Raw genomic sequence first — 16,549 nt, forward strand, 5'->3', positions numbered from 1 at the left:
TTTATGGTAATTAATCAAGCTGAGAATATTGGTCATGCTGAACCCTAGGTTCAGCTGGGAATGATATCTATGATACTTTTGTCTGGAGCATCTGATAAAAAGTCTGAAGTCTGAATCCTATACTCAGCACTCAGTACTCAGTACTTCTTAAATACTAGGGTGACGTTATGGCCACCAAAGCCAAAGGAATTAGATAAAGCCACTTCAATTTTTTGGGCGCGGCTGGTGTGAGGGACATAATCTAAGTCACACGCAGCATCAGGATTTTCGAGATTGATGGTTGGGGGAATTTTTTCGTTAGCGATCGCCAATACGGTTGCTACGGCTTCAATACCACCAGAACCACCCAACAAGTGACCTGTCATTGATTTAGTGGAGCTAACTGCTATTTTATAAGCATGGTCGCCCAAGGCTGTTTTAATTGCGGAAGTTTCGTTGGAGTCGTTAGCTGGGGTACTAGTACCATGAGCGTTGACGTAGGTAACTTGTTCTGGGGTAATACCTGCATCTTTTAGTGCTAGTTGAATGGCTCTAGCTGCGCCTTCTCCTCCGGGAACTGGGGAGGTCATGTGGTAAGCATCACAGGTCATGCCATAGCCAACGATTTCCCCATAAATGCGCGCACCACGACTGAGCGCGTGTTGCAGTTCTTCGAGAATTAAAATTCCCGCACCTTCACCCATGACAAATCCATCGCGATCGCGGTCAAAGGGACGGCAAGCATGAGCCGGATCATCATTGCGGAAAGAAAGGGCTTTACAAGCGGCAAAGCCAGCTACAGATAAGGGTGTAATTGCTGCTTCACAACCACCGCAAATCATTGCTTGGGCATACCCTCCTTGAATCAGGCGAAAGGCATCACCGATAGCGTTGGAACCTGCGGCGCAAGCAGTGACCGTACAGTTGTTTGGCCCTTTAGCACCAGTGTGAATTGCTGTGAGTCCAGCTGCCATGTTGGCAATCATCATCGGAATCATAAAGGGACTACAGCGATCTGGCCCACGGTTGAGGTAAATGGTTTGCTGGTCTTCTAATACCTTAATACCACCAATCCCCGAACCAATAATTACCCCTACCTGTTCGGCATTTAGCTCATTAATGACTAAATTTGCGTCAGCCAGTGCTTGCTTTGCTGCTGAAACCCCAAATTGTGAAAATCGATCCATGCGCTTAACTTCTTTGCGCTCTAGATAATCGTGTGGATCGAAGTTTTTCACTTCACCAGCAATGCGGCAATCATGGCTGGACGCATCAAAATGTGTGATGTAGTCAATGCCATTGCGACCGCTGATCAATCCCTGCCAATATTCAGCTGGTGTGTTGCCAATAGGAGTAATCGCGCCAACACCAGTGACAACAACGCGTTTACGTATATAATCTGTCATGACTCAGTTAAAGGTAGCGAGAAAGCTGCAAATTAAAGTGCTGAGTGCTGAGTGCTAAGTGCTGAGTTTTTAGGTAAAAGACTAAGCAAATAAAGATAGGAAAACAACTTCTTTACTCTTGACTACTCAGTACTTACTACTCAGCGAGAAGTCGGAGCGGCGGCTTCCGCCGTAGACGCTAAAGCGGCTTGCCACAGGAATCTGAACTTCGGTGACTCAGCACTTTCTTAGGCGGATGCGGCAACTTGCTTGTCAATATAATCAACCGCATCTTGAACTGTCAAAATCTTCTCGGCGGCTTCATCAGGAATTTCGATCTCGAATTCTTCTTCAAAAGCCATAACTAGTTCGACGAGATCTAGGGAATCAGCACCTAGGTCATCGATAAAATTGGATGTTGAAGTAATCTTTTCTTCATCCACACTCAGTTGATCAGCGACGCTTTTCTTGACCTTTTCAAAAGTTTCCGTTTGGCTCATACAATAAAATTCCTTGACCAGTTGCTATTAGCCGCTCTTGATGAGTGACATGGTTTTTAAGCATATACATCTTATCGGAAAGCGCGATCGCCCGTATACTACCGAGGTGTTTTCTTCTAGAAAACTTACTCCCTAGCCCCCTAGGTTCAGACACAGTAGTCAGGCAATTTCAGCGATCGCATACACTGTATAAATGCTTCTACTTATTAATTGTTACTATTTTTTTGGCTAATGTCCAAATAAATTCCTAGTTCTGAGTAGTGAGTGCTGAGTGTTCAGTAACAAGACTAGCCTCTAGTCTCTAACCCCTAGTCTCTATTATTTTATGGTTTCACAAACGCTGAAATACGCTTACTTTCCTGGCTGTGTTGCCCAAGGTGCTTGTCGAGAACTTCACCAATCAACTCAAGCTCTCAGCCAAGCGTTGGGTATTGAATTAATTGAACTTAAAAAAGCTGCTTGCTGTGGTTCTGGCACATTTAAAGAAGATTCTCAATTGCTGGAAGACACTGTTAACGCCAGAAATATTGCCCTAGCCGAATCATTAAATTTACCATTACTCACTCATTGCAGCACCTGTCAAGGTGTGATTGGTCACGTTAATGAACGTCTCAAAGATTGTCAAAATAGCAATCCAACTTATGTTGAGCAAGTTAATGGCTTACTCAAAAAGGAGAACTGTTCGCCCTATCAGGGGAGTACAGAAGTTCAACATCTGCTGTATGTTTTGGTAAAAGATTATGGCTTGGCAGAAATTACTCGCCGCGTTACTCGTAAATTAACTAATTTAAAATGTGCAGCTTTTTACGGTTGTTATCTGCTGCGCGGTCAAAAGACCATGCTATTAGATGACCCTTTCCAACCCGAAGCAATGGAAAATGTCTTTCGGGCTGTGGATGCAACACCAATTTATTATCGTGGGCGCACCCAATGTTGTGGCTGGCCGTTGGCAAGTTACGCCACTACCGAATCATTTAAAATGGCTGGAATGCACATTCAAGAAGCTTTAGCCAATGGTGCAGATTGTTTAGTCACGCCTTGTCCTTTATGCCATTTAAACTTAGATTCTCGTCAGCCAGAAGTCGAGAAAGTAATTGGGCAGAAGCTAGGTTTGCCAGTGCTACATTTACCGCAGTTGATTGCTTTAGCCCTGGGTATTAGTCCTCAAGAGCTTGGTTTAGATAGGCATATTGTTTCGACAAAACCAGTGTTAGAAAAATTGGGAATATAAATATCAAAAGTAAAAAGGCAAAAATAAGAAGGTAAAAGTAAAGAATATTTTACCTTTTTATTTTTCACTTTTGATTTTATTGACGTTGCCAGCGTTTGAATGCTTGATACATCTCTGGGAGACGACTAGTAATAGCGCTGACTTTGAGATAGATTTTGTGGGGCATAGCTGGAGTACCGGAAACAATTTCTTTGGGCGGGACATCGCTGTGAATGCCAGTTTGGGCAGAGGCGATCGCTCCATCACCGATTTTGACTTGATTGGCAATTCCCACTTGACCCGCCAGAATTACGCGATTACCAACTTTGACACCGCCAGCCATCCCGGCTTGACCTGCGATCGCACAACCCATCCCAATTTGGCTACCATGACCAATCTGCACTAAGTTGTCTATTTTGGTATCGCGTCCAATCCGTGTCTCTCCAACGGCTGGACGGTCAACAGCAGTGTTACAGCCAATTTCTACGCCATCTTCTAAAACTGTGTAGCCAGATTGTTCCATTTTGAACCAACCAGTCCGGGTAGGTACGAAGCCAAAACCTTCTGCACCGATGACAGCACCACTGTGAACTACGCAATTTGTACCAATTTGACTACGTTCGTGAATTGTACAGTTAGCGTGTAAGGTGGTGCGATCGCCAATTTTCACATCGGGATAAATCACTACATTAGGATGAATCACTGCATGATTGCCAATTTCTACTCTTTCTTGCACCACAGCATGAGGGCCAATGTAAACATCACTGCCAATTTTGGCGGTGGGATGAATAACAGCAGTCGGATGAATTTCGGGATTGGGACGATATGGTTGATAAAAAATAGTCAGGACTTTGGCAAATAAAAGTTTTGGTTCCCTTGTGCTTACCCAAGCAATACCTCGTTCTTGTGCTTGAGTCTGTAAGGTTTGATCTTCTGGCAAAATTAAAGCGCTGGCGTTTGTTTCACTAATTAAAGATGTAAATTTGCCGCCTTCTACATAACTGATAGTCCCAGTTTCGGCTTCATCAATAGCTGCTACTCCAGTGATCTCTATGTCTTGCTCTGGGTTAGTTGTTAGGCTGTTATTAGTGGAAATGTCCCCAAATTGGCTGATGATTTCGCTAAATTTCATTTTTTAAGTTGATGGAGAATTCGTCAAAGGCAACATTATTTTCCCTCTTTATCAACCAATAATTCAGGAGTCAAATAATTTTGGATTTTAGATTTTGGATTTTGGATTGATTCCACAGATAAATCTGAGGGTTTGTACCATAAAAGAACTATTCGTCAACAAGAAAGTGGCGGATTCAGATCCGCCACTGATTGATTTTAAATTCAAAATTCCTCTTCAATGGCATTCTTCTGCTGACGGTACTTTGCTTTGAAGATTCTGTCGCAGTAAAACTTTAAATCGTTGATTATCTTCGGCGGCGATCGTCTCACCGTAGTGATGTAGTTGAAATAGTTGGCAATAACGCTCTTGTTTAGCACACATTAAACAGCCGTAAGCATGATTGCCATTAGTACCGCAAAGTCGATGTCCCATGACTGGGCCAAGGGAAATATTTTGCTCACTAGCAACTGTGCTGAGAATAGAACGCAGTTGAGACTCGAATTTTGCGGATAAAAGTTGTTTGCGTCCTGGTTGTGTCCGATCCCATTGCGGCACAGTTAATCCCTGTTTTAATAAACTCTCTTCAATTTCTTCAGACATAACAATTCCAGACAAAATGACATGATGGGCAACGTGGGGTAGAAGTGAGCGTGTCAATTGCCACATTAAAGCTTCATCAAACCACTGTTCAACTAGGGGGCGAAGATACCAGCAACAGGGAATACCAAGGTTAACTAAATCTTGTAGCAGCTTGACTCGTCCTGGAATAGAGGCTTGCTCATACCCTGGTTTCAAGGGTGGGAGACTAACAAAAACTGTAACTCGTAATGAGTTTGGTTGGGCTAAGGTAGCTTTGAGACGTTCGAGAAATGCTTGACCAGGATGGACTTTAGTAGTGATATAGACCATGTTGACTGCTTGACGCTCAATTAGTGCATTGAGGATTGACAACACCCGTTCCCGATGGGCTGGAATGAAGGGGTCAGAATAGTCGCAGAGGGAAATGGGAAAGCCTTTTTGTCCTTCTGGAGTGGCAAAAATGCGGTCTAATAAACGATCAAGTAGGTCTGATGGAGGAGAATTTTTCTCAAAGTTTTCTGGATGATGATGCCATTCCCTATCTTGATGACAGACACAATAAGCACATTCAACCGGACAACGATTCTGAACATCTGGGAGAAATGGGTTAAGACTGAAGTATTTAACTGCACGTTCTTGATCGGGAATTCCTAATACAGGAAATCTATGCAGCATATACTGACTGCCCTGTAAGGTAATTTCCGACAGAGTAGATTGGTAGTTTGACATACACCCTTTAACAAAAAATACACGAAAAATCGCCTACTCTAGGGTGACTGCTGTAAATATAGAGTGACAATGAGAGAAATGCTTGAAAATTGGTATTATTTTTTACCTTTAATTATTTTCCACTGAAGTAATATTGCTCTCTCTTTATAGTAGAAAAAAGCATACAGTACTTCAGTAGAAAAATTTTCTGAATCCTGTATTTTTTATTAATATTCTGCCATTGCCGAACCTGCTAAATAAGCAGTTGTCCAAGCACTTTGGAAGTTAAAACCACCAGTAATACCATCAATATCTAAAATCTCTCCAGCAAGGTAAAGACCAGTAATTATTTTACTTTCCATTGTCTTAAAGTTAACTTCTTTGAGGCTAATACCACCACAAGTGACGAACTCTTCTTTGAAAGCTCCTTTGCCATTAATTAAGTACTTTCCCTGAGAAATTTCTTGCACTAGCTGATTTAGGGTTTTGTTGGATATTTCGCCCCAACGGTCTTCCGTACTAATACTGGTGCGGGTGATAAAGTATTGCCAAAGACGATGAGGTAGATCAACTCCGCGATGTAAGGCGATCGCTTTTTTACCCCATTCATTTTTAACGGCTAAAAGTTTTTCCCGGACTTGTTCTTGCTGTAAATCTGGTAGCCAGTTAATTGATAAAGTGGCTTGATAACGGTTGTCATGGAGGATTCGCGCACCCCAAGCGGAAAGCTTGAGTACAGCCGGGCCACTCACACCCCAGTGAGTAATTAGTAAAGGCCCCACTTGTTCTAAAACAGGTTGTTCGGGAACTGACAGCCTCAAGCGCACTGGATTCACACTCACACCGCTTAAGGCTCGCAAATTTGGGTCAGCAATGTTAAAGGTAAATAATGAAGGGACTGGCTGTTCAATTTGATGACCGAATTCTTTGGCGATTTTATAACCTATGGGGTTGCTACCCGTGGCTAAGAGTAAGCGATCGCATTTTAAAGTTTCACCCGACTTTAAATTGATTGCAAATTCATTGCTGAGTTGCTGTGTAACGGAAACAACTTGTTTACCAGTCCGCAGTTCTACTTGCGTTTCTTCAGCCGCATTCATCAAACACTGCACGATGGTTTCTGAACTGTCTGTGACAGGAAACATCCGGCCATCAGCTTCTTTTTTCAGTGGTACTCCCTGATTGGCAAACCAAGATATCGTATCTTTAGCTTGGAAGCGACTAAAAGCACCCCGCAAAGCCTTTCCACCTCTGGGGTAATTCGCCACTAAGGCTGCTGCTTCAAAACAAGCATGAGTCACATTGCAGCGACCACCACCAGAAATTCTGACTTTGGCTAGTGGTTGACGGCTGGCTTCGAGCAAAATAACACGGGCGTAAGGGTTGGTGTTAGCACAGGCGATCGCACCAAAAAATCCCGCAGCCCCACCCCCAATAACTACAATTGTTAACGGTTGCAATTTTCAAAAGTCTCGTTGATTGGTCAATGGTCAAGTAAGAAGTTAAAAGGCAAAAAGGAAAAGTAAAATCTTTTACCTTTTTACTTTTGACTTTTTACTTATTTAGTACTTCCTACATTAAACTTCTGCTGGTTCAAATTGATCTTTTGTCGCGCCACAAACTGGACACACCCAATCTTCTGGGATATCTTCAAATGGCGTTCCTGGGGCAATTCCACCTTCAGGATCACCGACTTCTGGATCATACACGTAGCCGCAAATAGTGCATTCGTAAGTTTCCATTGTTCTATCCCTTAATTTTAAGGATTTCTGGATCATGTTTGAGTGTCAAGCTACAATCAGCACAGTTTTACACTCAAGAGAAACCAAGATATATGGCTTTTTATGACCATAATTACTAAGATTTAAAAGTTTGCACAAGTTGGATTTCTGACAACTTTAACAATCTTATTTAAGTAATATTACACAATTTTGTGAATAGATTAGAAACGCCACCATGTCCTCTGAGCAAAACTAATAATTCCCAGGGCGATCGCACCTAAGACAAATAGCCAAATAATTCCTCCTGGTAGAAATGTGAGAATACCCAGGCCTCTCAAAATCCAAATGGCGATGCCAATGCCAAGTAGAATACCAAAAGCCTGGGTTAGCCGCCGATTTAAAGAAGATTGACTCATGAAATGCCTCTGTGATTCAAAATTCATTACACTTCTATATTAAAAGTGGTGCTATTGTTAAAGCTGCTTAAATATAGATTTGATTAACTGTAATCATCAATACGAATTTATCAGTAATTTCCCAGAATAATGACCAGAAATGATATTAGTTCCGGAAAACGGCGCTTGGCAAGTGGAACTAAAATTTGAGTGAGTTGATCTAAAGCTTATTCGACAGTTGATGAGCGTCAACGCTGGAAGTGTGGCAAAGTGAGGAGTGAGTGAATTAGTATGGCTGCGTCTCATATTTCCGACCCAATTATTGCAGGTTTAGATATGGCTTGGAGCGATGACAAGCGAAGATTATTAATGCAGGGCGAAATTTTATTAGAAGCGCGATCGCATACAGCATGGGGTGGTGCAGTTACTGCATGGATGTATGTGCCAATGATGCGATCGCAGGTATGGCAGCAACTCACAGATTACCCGCGTTGGGTACAGTATTTTCCTGACATCACCAAAAGCGAAGTTGTACAGAGAGGTGAGGTTAAGCGCCTGTACCAAGCTGCACAAAAGGCATTTTTATTTTTCACTGCCCAGGTGGAAATTTACCTCAACGTTGTTGAAGTGATTGGGCAACAAATACACTTTCGGATGGAAAGAGGTACTTTTGATGACTTTACCGCCTGCGTAGATTTAAAAGATTTTGCTAATGGTACTTTGGTGGCTTATAATGTGCAAGCTACACCGAATATTCCCATCCCTTCAATTTTTATTCAACAAGCCATGAACTTTGAATTACCTGCGAATATGCGGAAAATGCGTCAGGTATTGTGTAAGCAGTAATCAAAGTATTGAGAACATAATTAATCTATTCTTCTATCTCTAGCCCAGACGATTAAATTGTCTGGGCTAAATGTTTTGATCAGCAGAATATTTTTAAGGGACTTTCAAATAAAACAATATCCACAAAGTTATTTTGAGGTGTTTTTAGTCACCTGTGTCGGATTTATAGTTGTCAGGATACTTACCCTACAAGAAGTCTAACTTGTTTTGTGGATACTCCTCATGGAAAACAATTGTAAAGAAATATTACAAGCTCAGAAGTTTTACGTAAATAAAAGACTTCACCCTGTGGAATAATTAGCAGCCAAAAAATCATTTTTCAGACTGCAATCCACCTCTGATTTTGTATATCTGCTATCTATAAAAATGGAGATACTCAACACATTATCGGAGATATAAACTATAATTTCATGGAGAATTAATTATGCCATTAGTTTCAACCTTTGAATTACTTGTTAACCCAATTGCGCCTACAGATAATTTAGGTAATTTACCCCCAGATGTTGTCCAAAAACTAGGAAAAGTTGCGCGGAGAGTTGTTCAAGGTTACTTTTTAACTATTGCTAACACTACTGATGCATCTGCTCGCTTGAGATTAGAATTCACAGCCACAACGCCTGAATTAAATCTAATAGATACAGTCACAATTCGTGATGTTTTAGGTAATAATGAATTTTCTGAATTGACACCAGTTCCAGGTAATTCTAAACGCTTTACTTTTAATGTTGGTGTTCCTGCTCATGATACAGCGCTGATTACTTTACTACCCGATCTGCAAAATGTAGACCTGTTTACAGGAGCTAAAAATTTAGAAATTCGTGGGTATGTAAGCATTTCTAGAGCAGCGATCGCCGGGCCAAGCTATGAACTGCTAGTTACTCCAGAGCATCGCGGCACTTTCTTACCCAGAAATATCGATGATTCAGTTCCTGACTTTGATCAAATTGCCTACGCTCTACCTACTGCTAGTGGTGGTAGCTTAGTCAGATTACCATCTCTTGTGCGTCCGCCTATTTTGACATCTCAACCAGGTGAATCTAATGGGGTAGAAGATAGCCAAGAAGTACTCAGCTTAATGGCTCAACGCATTGAAGAACTAGAGCAACGCTTCGCAAATGTTTAGTTTTTGTAACCCAAAGTAGCCGGAACTGAACAAAGTTATGTGTTTTAGATAACCAGAGTCACCGTAATTCACAAAACAACCCCACAAATTTTAGTGGGGTTTTTATTTTGTGATAGGAGGAATGTAAAACTATGACTAAACAATCCCAAACACAGAACCGACAGTCGATTTAATCGAATCTCTCGCATCTTTCAACGTCTGAGTAATTGGGTGCTTCGACTGCAAAAATACTCGCGCACAATTACGTCCTGGCATTCCCGAAATCGAACCACCTGGATGAGTCCCCGCACCAGTTAAGAATAGATTCTCAATGGGGGTTTTGTAGTTAGCAATTTCTGGTAAGGGGCGGAAAAATACCATCTGATCTAAAGTCATATCAACGTGATAGTAATTTCCTTTATACGCACCTAATCGTTCCCCCAATTCTGCGGGACTTTCCACCCGTCGGGCGATAGTCGCTGTTTTGACATTAGGGGCGTAGGTAGCTAACTTATCAATTACTTTGTCTGCCACTTGATTTTTCAACTCATCCGTCCAACCAGTACCTTTTAAGCCTGTACCTTCTGCACCAGCAATTTGATAAGGTGCAAAAAACTCAATCCAGACTGTATGTTTACCAGGCGGTGCTAATGTGGGGTCAAGGTAACTCGGCATAACTACATACATTGATGGATCAGAATCCGGGATTTCTCCCAATGTACACTTACTATGAGCTTGTTCCACATGAGCAACGGAATCTGCTATTAAGATAGAACCCACAAGATACTCATCTTTGTGCGCGTGGAAAGGAAAACGCAGCGGTTCATTTAAAGCCAAATCTATCTTGAGGATGGTTTCGTTGTTATTAACAATGCGGCGTTCTAATCTTTCCCACAAATCAGGATCGGCTGAGTCAATATCACTTTTATCGGTCATTTGTAAAAACAACCGCTTGGCATCAATATTAGAAATTACACCGTATTTCGCCCGATATTCTGTACCACCAGCAACGCGTACACCAGCAGCTTTCCCATCATCAATCAACACTTTTTCAACGTGCTGATCTGTGAGAATTACGCCACCTTTAGTAGTGACTAAATTCACCAAAGCTTTGACTAATGCACCAGTACCACCACGAGGTCTAGCCATACCAGGATCATGACGCATTGCCATCATAATTGCACCAATACCAAGGGTTTTTTGTGATGGTGGCGCACCTAATTCTGATGCTAATCTGGCTAGTGGTGCTTTTAAGAATTCCGAATCAAACCACTCATTGAGTAAATCCTCTGCACTGGTTAGCATTGTGCGAATAAAATCCAGTGTTTTATTTGGCGAACCAATGACTGAGAATAAATCTCGCAGTTTTGTGATGTCGTAGTTACCAGCAATATCTATAATTGATTTTGGTGGTGCATTAAACACTGGAATCATTGCACCGATCGCTCGTTGCCAATAGTCAGTAAATTCGGCATATTTTTTAGCATCACGTTCGCTATAACGGGCGATTTCTGCACAAGTTTTTTCTAATGATTTATGTGCTAAAAAATACTTGCCATCAGGATGAGGACAGAAAACTACTGGATCACACTCTAAATATTCTAAGCCGTATTTGTTCAGTTCTAATTCTTCAACTACTGGCCCTAAGTGAATAAATTCATGGTCAATAGCACACAAATTAAATTTAAATCCGGGGGCTTCTTTGGGTAAACATTCTTCTGTAGTTGCTGCACCACCAGGAACAGAACGCTTTTCTAGAAGTAGGACGCTATAGCCAGCTTTGAGCAAATATGCTGCACAAACTAGTCCATTATGTCCTGCGCCGATAATTACAACATCATATTCTTGCATATTTTTAGTTTAGAATAAAGTGGCTTGCTAATATTACAAAGAGTAAAAAGAAATTACAATCTTGATAATTGATGAATTTTTGGCTGGGAATTTTACATATAATAATTTAATCAATTAATTCTGTTACAGAATCAGGTATTTAGTTAAGGTTGGCTTCAATAAACAAAATTAGATTTTTATTCTGCAATTCCATATTTTTAATCCTGAATTTCATATTTTCCATGTGTTGGTCTGCTATGAATACATAGTTTTTTCATTTACTATCATTAGTTACTGTAAACTCTCAATATCTGTTGATGAATCTATAGCATGGTATATATCTAATCAACTGAAAAGTCAGAAGATAGATAGGCTGGAGATCAAGAAATTATCAGATATTTATAGCTCTTAATCGTGAGCAAGATAAGTAATCGGGCAGGAACGTTGCTTTTAGACTGCCACTATCTACTAAGCTAACCAGCAGAGAAAGGAATTTTAGATTTTAGATGAAAAGCTAATCTAAAATCCAAAATTCAAAATTTAATTACCTGAGCCACAAAATTAATCTGTCATCATCCTACGGTGGTAGTTTCTAAATTGTGAGACTTGATTTGACGCTCACTCTTAACCACCATGCGGATAGGACGGTTTGGCCCGGTGACTAAACCACGACGTTGGGGTTTGACTTCTGTACTATCGACTAAATCTAATTCTCGTATGGTTAACATTTTAGCGATCGCTAATTTCATTTCCCATTGAGCAAAGGCTAAACCAATACAGCGTCTTGCGCCAGCCCCAAAGGGAATGTATTCGTAAGGTGAAAACTGTTTTTCTAAAAAGCGTTCTGGTTTAAACTGTTTAGGCTGTGGGTAGATATCTTCCCGTTGATGGGCTAAGTAAATTGCACTCATAACTGGTGTACCTGGTGGAAGTTCATAACCACTGACAGTGATAGGTGTTTTCACTCTTCTGGGAAAAGTTAGCATCCCTACTGGATAAATTCGTAAAGTTTCCGAGCAAACAGCACTGAGGTAAGGTAGCTTGTAAATTGTATTTGGGTCTGGTTCATCCTCCAAACTATCTAGTTCTTGGATCAGTTTTTCCTTAACTTGTGGTAATTTATGAATCCAGTACATAGCCCAGGCTATAGCCGTGGCCGTAGTTTCATGACCCGCGACTAATAAAGTCATCAGTTCATCGCGTAACTCGACATCGGTCATCGGTTGACCTTCTGCATCTCTAGCATCCATGAGTAAGCTGAGGATATCTGTACGTGATGAGTCTGGATGTTCGCGCCGTTCTTGAATTTCCTCATAGATAAGTTGGTCAGATGTTTGCTGGAGTGCTTGTTGTTTTCCCCAGACTTTAATTGGCCCAAAATCTCTTTGTAATGCTGGGAAATACAGCGAAACGACACGCCACACAGAACTACCATTTTCTAAAAGTTCCTTTAATCGCTGTTGGAGTTGTTCGGCGCGGAGTCCTTGATCCATTCCAAATACAGCCTGCATAATTACGCGTAGAGTAATGTCTTGGCTGACAGTACGAATATTAAAAGGCTGTCCGACTGGGTATTGGCTGATGACTTTGGCAGTAATATCATTGATAATTTGGCTGTAACCGCGCATTCTTTCGCCATGCAAAGGCGGCATCATTAATTGCCGTTGGCGTTGATGTTCTTCACCAGACAAAGAAATTACAGAACGCTTACCCAGTAAGCCTTGAAACAAACTGTTTAAATCTCCAGGTGCTTCTAATTCTTTGGTGTCGTGACTCAAAATTTGCTGTAAATCTTGAGGGTGGCTAACAAACACTATCGGAGGAATATTTTTTTGCAGTTTGAGGGCAAAAACATCACCATAGCGTTTCGCACACTCTTCCATGTAAGGCATAGGGCGGAATACCCAATTCAGCAGTTGTAACACTGCTGGAGTGTTCGGAGTTTTTAGTAGTTGCATAAAAATAGGTTTAGTGGATATCGTTATTTTGACTTAAATTAGGAGTTAATTACTGTTAGCGATAGCGGGGCGTTCAGCCCGTGTTGAGTCAAGACATCAATCTCTAGTTATTTAAACTACTTATCTTGAGCATCACAAAACACTGATAAACCTTCACATCCTTAAAGATGTAAAATTTCTGTTAAATTCAACGGGCATCTACAATTTCCCTTCATCCTTATAAGGTACTCAGCATGACAGCAATTACACCAAAGGCATCTGCCGCGCTTCCTAATTTTTGCGAAGGCATTCAATATTTTGGCGAAGCGCCACCAGATTTTGCCACTTATGGTGCTACACCTGCGATAGATTCAGATAAAGTAGCGATCGCATCTCCTACAGATACCACAGCCGTATATCAAACTTTACTGGCTGCTGATGCCTTGCGTTATCTGACATTGCAAATCACTGGTAGTAAAGCATCAGGACATCCAGGCGGGTTTGCCAGCCAAGCGGAAGCTTATGCAGCGTTAGTCATGCTGGGCTACAAAAATATTATTACCGAAGTCGGACACCACGCCCCTGGATTTTATAGTGCCATGTTTTTGGATCGTTCCTTAGAAGACATGGGCATTTTTACAGTACAACAATTGCGCGATCGCTTCCGCGAAAAACACGGACTTTTAGGACACCTCTCCGGTTTCATCCCCGGCATTCTCTCACCAGCCGGGCCTTTGGGACAAGGGCAACACTTTGCAATGGCGGCTGCACTCCTGCACAGAGACAAGCTTTTCCCCTTCACCCTTGGTGATGGCGGACTGGGTGAACCATATATTATGAGTTCAATGGCACACTTCAACACCGCCTACCCCAGCGTCACCAACTTCTTACCTGTGCTGGTATGGAACGGTTACAGTCAAGAACACCACAGTATGGTTTCCCTCAAAACCAACGAACAAATGCAAGCATACTGGCAAGGTAACGGTTTTGAGGAAGTCATTCTTGTAGATGCCAAAGAATTTGACGACCAAAATCAACCAGGCGATTACGTTGATAGTACAGCCTTTTCCTTTGAGCAACGCCTTGCCTTTACCCAAGCCGTATTAGTAGCTGTCGATAAAGCAGCACGTTCCGCACTGAGTGGAAAACTTACCGTATTTATTATCAAACAACTCAAAGGTGCAGGCGTTCACGCCAGAGGTGCAAAATCTCATAACTTGTATCCCAAAGACACTCTTGATGCGCCTCATATTATCAGCGCATTGCAAACACGCGCCTTATCCCAAGAAGCTTGGCAAACAGTTAGAACCAACGCCGAACGCGCTGGTGGCGGCCCGGCTGCGAAAACTGTAGTGACAGAATTTGAATTACCATTGGCAGATTTAGGCGAATTGCCATTAGAAGAATATGCAGTTGGTGGCGAACCAAAAGTTTCGACAACCGCAATGGGCAGATTAGTTGGTATCGTCGGACAAAAGGATAAAAATTTCCTCGTCACCAACGCCGATGGTAACGAAGCATCAGGAATTGGCAACATCAACCAAGCATTAAAAATTATTCACCCCACAACCGACGACTTATATAACCAATCACCAAACGGTCAAGTTTATGAACCATTAAGTGAAGATGCTTGTGCAGGTTTAGCCGTTGGTTTATCACTCATGGGTGCAAGAAGTCTGTGGTGTTCTTATGAATCTTTTGCCATCAACGGTTTACCAATTTGGCAAACAGTCACCCAAGCAATGGCAGAGTTACGCCGTCAAACTCCCTCAACAATTACCTTATTTACTGCTGGTGCATTAGAACAAGGTCGTAATGGTTGGACACACCAACGTCCTGAGATTGAAGCTTACTTTGCATCGATGATGCGAAATGGCAATGTATTTCCTGTATTTCCACCTGATGCTAATAGTACCCAAACTTGTTATGACTGGGCATTGCAAACAAAAAATAAGGGAATTGTGATTACTGCCAGTAAGTCACCATTGCCCATTCGCACAACTTTAAAACAAACCCAACAAGGCTTAGAAGATGGTGCAATAATATTGCATGAAATTGCTGGTGATAAGCAAGTTGTATTTGCCGTTATTGGCGATATGACATTAATTCCTGTATTTGAAGTAGCCGCTTTCTTAGAAAATGAAGGTATCGGGGTGAAGATAGTTTCTATTATTAACCCCCGTCGTTTATATCGTCCTAGTGATGTCGCTTGGGATACTTGTTCTGAACCTGATGGTGATTTTATTGATGATGCAAAATTCGAGAAATTATTTGGTGGTGATGCACTAATTGGTGTAACTGGTGGTGCTGCGGCAATGCTAGAACCAATTATGTTAAGAAGTAACAGCAAGCGTGATACTTTTGCCTGGAAACGTGGAGAAACTACAGCTAGTGCTGGCGAGTTGATGGCGTTTAATGGTTTGACTGCTGAAGCGTTGACGAAGCGGGCTATTGAGTTAGTGCATTAAACCTGTTTTCATAATCATAAAAGTTGGAATTCTTAACCGTAAATGCTCTCATAATAATACTTGTAAATATTATTGTGCGTGGATTTGCGGTTTTTATTAAGTTCTGATTTTTGTTAAAAATTATGTTTGAGTATAGCCCTCTTCTGTCACTCTCCGGGAGGGCGATCGCAAGAAGCCTGATGAGGCAATCAATACAAGCTATACTATTAGAAAAAAATGGGTCTTGTATTTGTTATTAGAAAAGAATCGCGCGTAGGCTTAGCCCGTCGTAGACATCGCTTGCTATACAAAAGCTCTAGAATCCAGAAATGGCAAATGTTTTCGGAAAGTGACAAAAAAGGGGTATTTAACCGTCGACATAACATAGAGTAGGCAACGTCTTAACTTTAAATTACTTTACAAAGGTGCTAAAAAATGGGTCGCTTAAATCCCTACACCCTACAAATGCAAATTACTCGGATGTTTGACCAAGGACAATCATTTTTCGCCACAACTAAAGTCCAGGAATGGTTAAAAGAACGCAATCAAAACCCCTTAGATTACGATATTATTTTTCACCAAAAACCTGCACCTCCTGGTTCTAAAGAGGTCATAGCCATCGAAATTGAATTACGGCGTAAAGATGGACAACCTGTAGATTCTTGGTTACAAGAACAAGCTAATCTTCATGCTTAATTGACTGAAATGATCAGCATGATTCTGTAGGGTGGGCAAAAGTTTGCCCACCTTATTATTTAATCAGGACTTACGTATGGGTAACAGAAAATCGCACCCT

General features: G+C 41.5%; 14 protein-coding genes. 5 read left to right on the forward strand and 9 right to left on the reverse strand.

What is annotated here, in order from left to right; genetic code table 11:
- Positions 1-137 precede the first annotated feature (137 nt).
- Both fabF and NOS7107_RS13500 read right to left on the reverse strand, forming a co-directional pair.
- Complete coding sequence (gene fabF, locus NOS7107_RS13495) at positions 138-1,385, reverse strand: beta-ketoacyl-ACP synthase II (RefSeq protein ID WP_015113533.1); 1,248 nt, start codon at positions 1,383-1,385, stop codon at positions 138-140.
- Positions 1,386-1,612: 227 nt separating this feature from the next.
- The gene (locus NOS7107_RS13500) at positions 1,613-1,864 is read right to left on the reverse strand and encodes an acyl carrier protein (protein ID WP_015113534.1); all 252 of its coding nucleotides are present in this window, start codon (positions 1,862-1,864) and stop codon (positions 1,613-1,615) included.
- 325 nt (positions 1,865-2,189) lie between these two features.
- On the opposite strand from NOS7107_RS13500, the gene NOS7107_RS13505 reads away from it, so the two are divergent.
- Positions 2,190-3,095, forward strand: a complete 906-nt coding sequence (locus tag NOS7107_RS13505) for a CoB--CoM heterodisulfide reductase iron-sulfur subunit B family protein (protein ID WP_015113535.1) — start codon at positions 2,190-2,192, stop codon at positions 3,093-3,095.
- Between the two features lie 76 nt (positions 3,096-3,171).
- On the opposite strand, the gene lpxD is transcribed toward NOS7107_RS13505, so the two are convergent.
- The 5 genes from lpxD to NOS7107_RS13530 all read right to left on the reverse strand — a co-directional run bounded on the left by lpxD (position 3,172) and on the right by NOS7107_RS13530 (position 7,612).
- Entirely contained in the window at positions 3,172-4,206 is a 1,035-nt protein-coding gene (lpxD, locus tag NOS7107_RS13510) for a UDP-3-O-(3-hydroxymyristoyl)glucosamine N-acyltransferase (protein ID WP_015113536.1), read from the reverse strand.
- Positions 4,207-4,422: 216 nt separating this feature from the next.
- Positions 4,423-5,496 carry a hypothetical protein gene (locus tag NOS7107_RS13515; protein WP_015113537.1) on the reverse strand — a complete coding sequence of 358 codons (1,074 nt, stop codon included), beginning with the start codon at positions 5,494-5,496 and terminating at the stop codon, positions 4,423-4,425.
- 206 nt (positions 5,497-5,702) lie between these two features.
- Positions 5,703-6,935, reverse strand: a complete 1,233-nt coding sequence (locus tag NOS7107_RS13520) for an NAD(P)/FAD-dependent oxidoreductase (protein WP_015113538.1) — start codon at positions 6,933-6,935, stop codon at positions 5,703-5,705.
- A 117-nt stretch (positions 6,936-7,052) separates the two neighbouring features.
- Positions 7,053-7,217: a rubredoxin gene (rd, locus tag NOS7107_RS13525; RefSeq protein WP_015113539.1), complete on the reverse strand. Its 165-nt coding sequence runs from the start codon at positions 7,215-7,217 to the stop codon at positions 7,053-7,055.
- A gap of 200 nt (positions 7,218-7,417) precedes the next feature.
- Positions 7,418-7,612, reverse strand: coding sequence for a hypothetical protein (locus tag NOS7107_RS13530; protein WP_015113540.1), 195 nt, complete (start codon positions 7,610-7,612; stop codon positions 7,418-7,420).
- 270 nt (positions 7,613-7,882) lie between these two features.
- Here NOS7107_RS13530 and NOS7107_RS13535 point away from each other — a divergent pair, with 270 nt between their 5' ends.
- Both NOS7107_RS13535 and NOS7107_RS13540 read left to right on the forward strand, forming a co-directional pair.
- The gene (locus NOS7107_RS13535; protein ID WP_015113541.1) at positions 7,883-8,437 is read left to right on the forward strand and encodes an SRPBCC family protein; all 555 of its coding nucleotides are present in this window, start codon (positions 7,883-7,885) and stop codon (positions 8,435-8,437) included.
- Positions 8,438-8,861: 424 nt separating this feature from the next.
- Positions 8,862-9,560, forward strand: coding sequence for a hypothetical protein (locus NOS7107_RS13540; protein WP_015113542.1), 699 nt, complete (start codon positions 8,862-8,864; stop codon positions 9,558-9,560).
- Positions 9,561-9,695: 135 nt separating this feature from the next.
- On the opposite strand, the gene crtO is transcribed toward NOS7107_RS13540, so the two are convergent.
- Together crtO and NOS7107_RS13550 are read right to left on the reverse strand one after the other, a co-directional pair.
- Positions 9,696-11,390, reverse strand: a complete 1,695-nt coding sequence (gene crtO, locus NOS7107_RS13545; protein WP_015113543.1) for a beta-carotene ketolase CrtO — start codon at positions 11,388-11,390, stop codon at positions 9,696-9,698.
- Positions 11,391-11,941: 551 nt separating this feature from the next.
- Positions 11,942-13,327: a cytochrome P450 gene (locus NOS7107_RS13550; protein ID WP_015113544.1), complete on the reverse strand. Its 1,386-nt coding sequence runs from the start codon at positions 13,325-13,327 to the stop codon at positions 11,942-11,944.
- A 233-nt stretch (positions 13,328-13,560) separates the two neighbouring features.
- Between NOS7107_RS13550 and NOS7107_RS13555 the strand changes: the two genes are divergently transcribed.
- Both NOS7107_RS13555 and NOS7107_RS13560 read left to right on the forward strand, forming a co-directional pair.
- Positions 13,561-15,774, forward strand: a complete 2,214-nt coding sequence (locus NOS7107_RS13555; protein ID WP_015113545.1) for a hypothetical protein — start codon at positions 13,561-13,563, stop codon at positions 15,772-15,774.
- 414 nt (positions 15,775-16,188) lie between these two features.
- The gene (locus tag NOS7107_RS13560; protein WP_015113546.1) at positions 16,189-16,449 is read left to right on the forward strand and encodes a hypothetical protein; all 261 of its coding nucleotides are present in this window, start codon (positions 16,189-16,191) and stop codon (positions 16,447-16,449) included.
- Positions 16,450-16,549: the final 100 nt, after the last annotated feature.

The sequence above is a fragment of the Nostoc sp. PCC 7107 genome (assembly GCF_000316625.1).
Taxonomy (GTDB): domain Bacteria; phylum Cyanobacteriota; class Cyanobacteriia; order Cyanobacteriales; family Nostocaceae; genus Nostoc_B.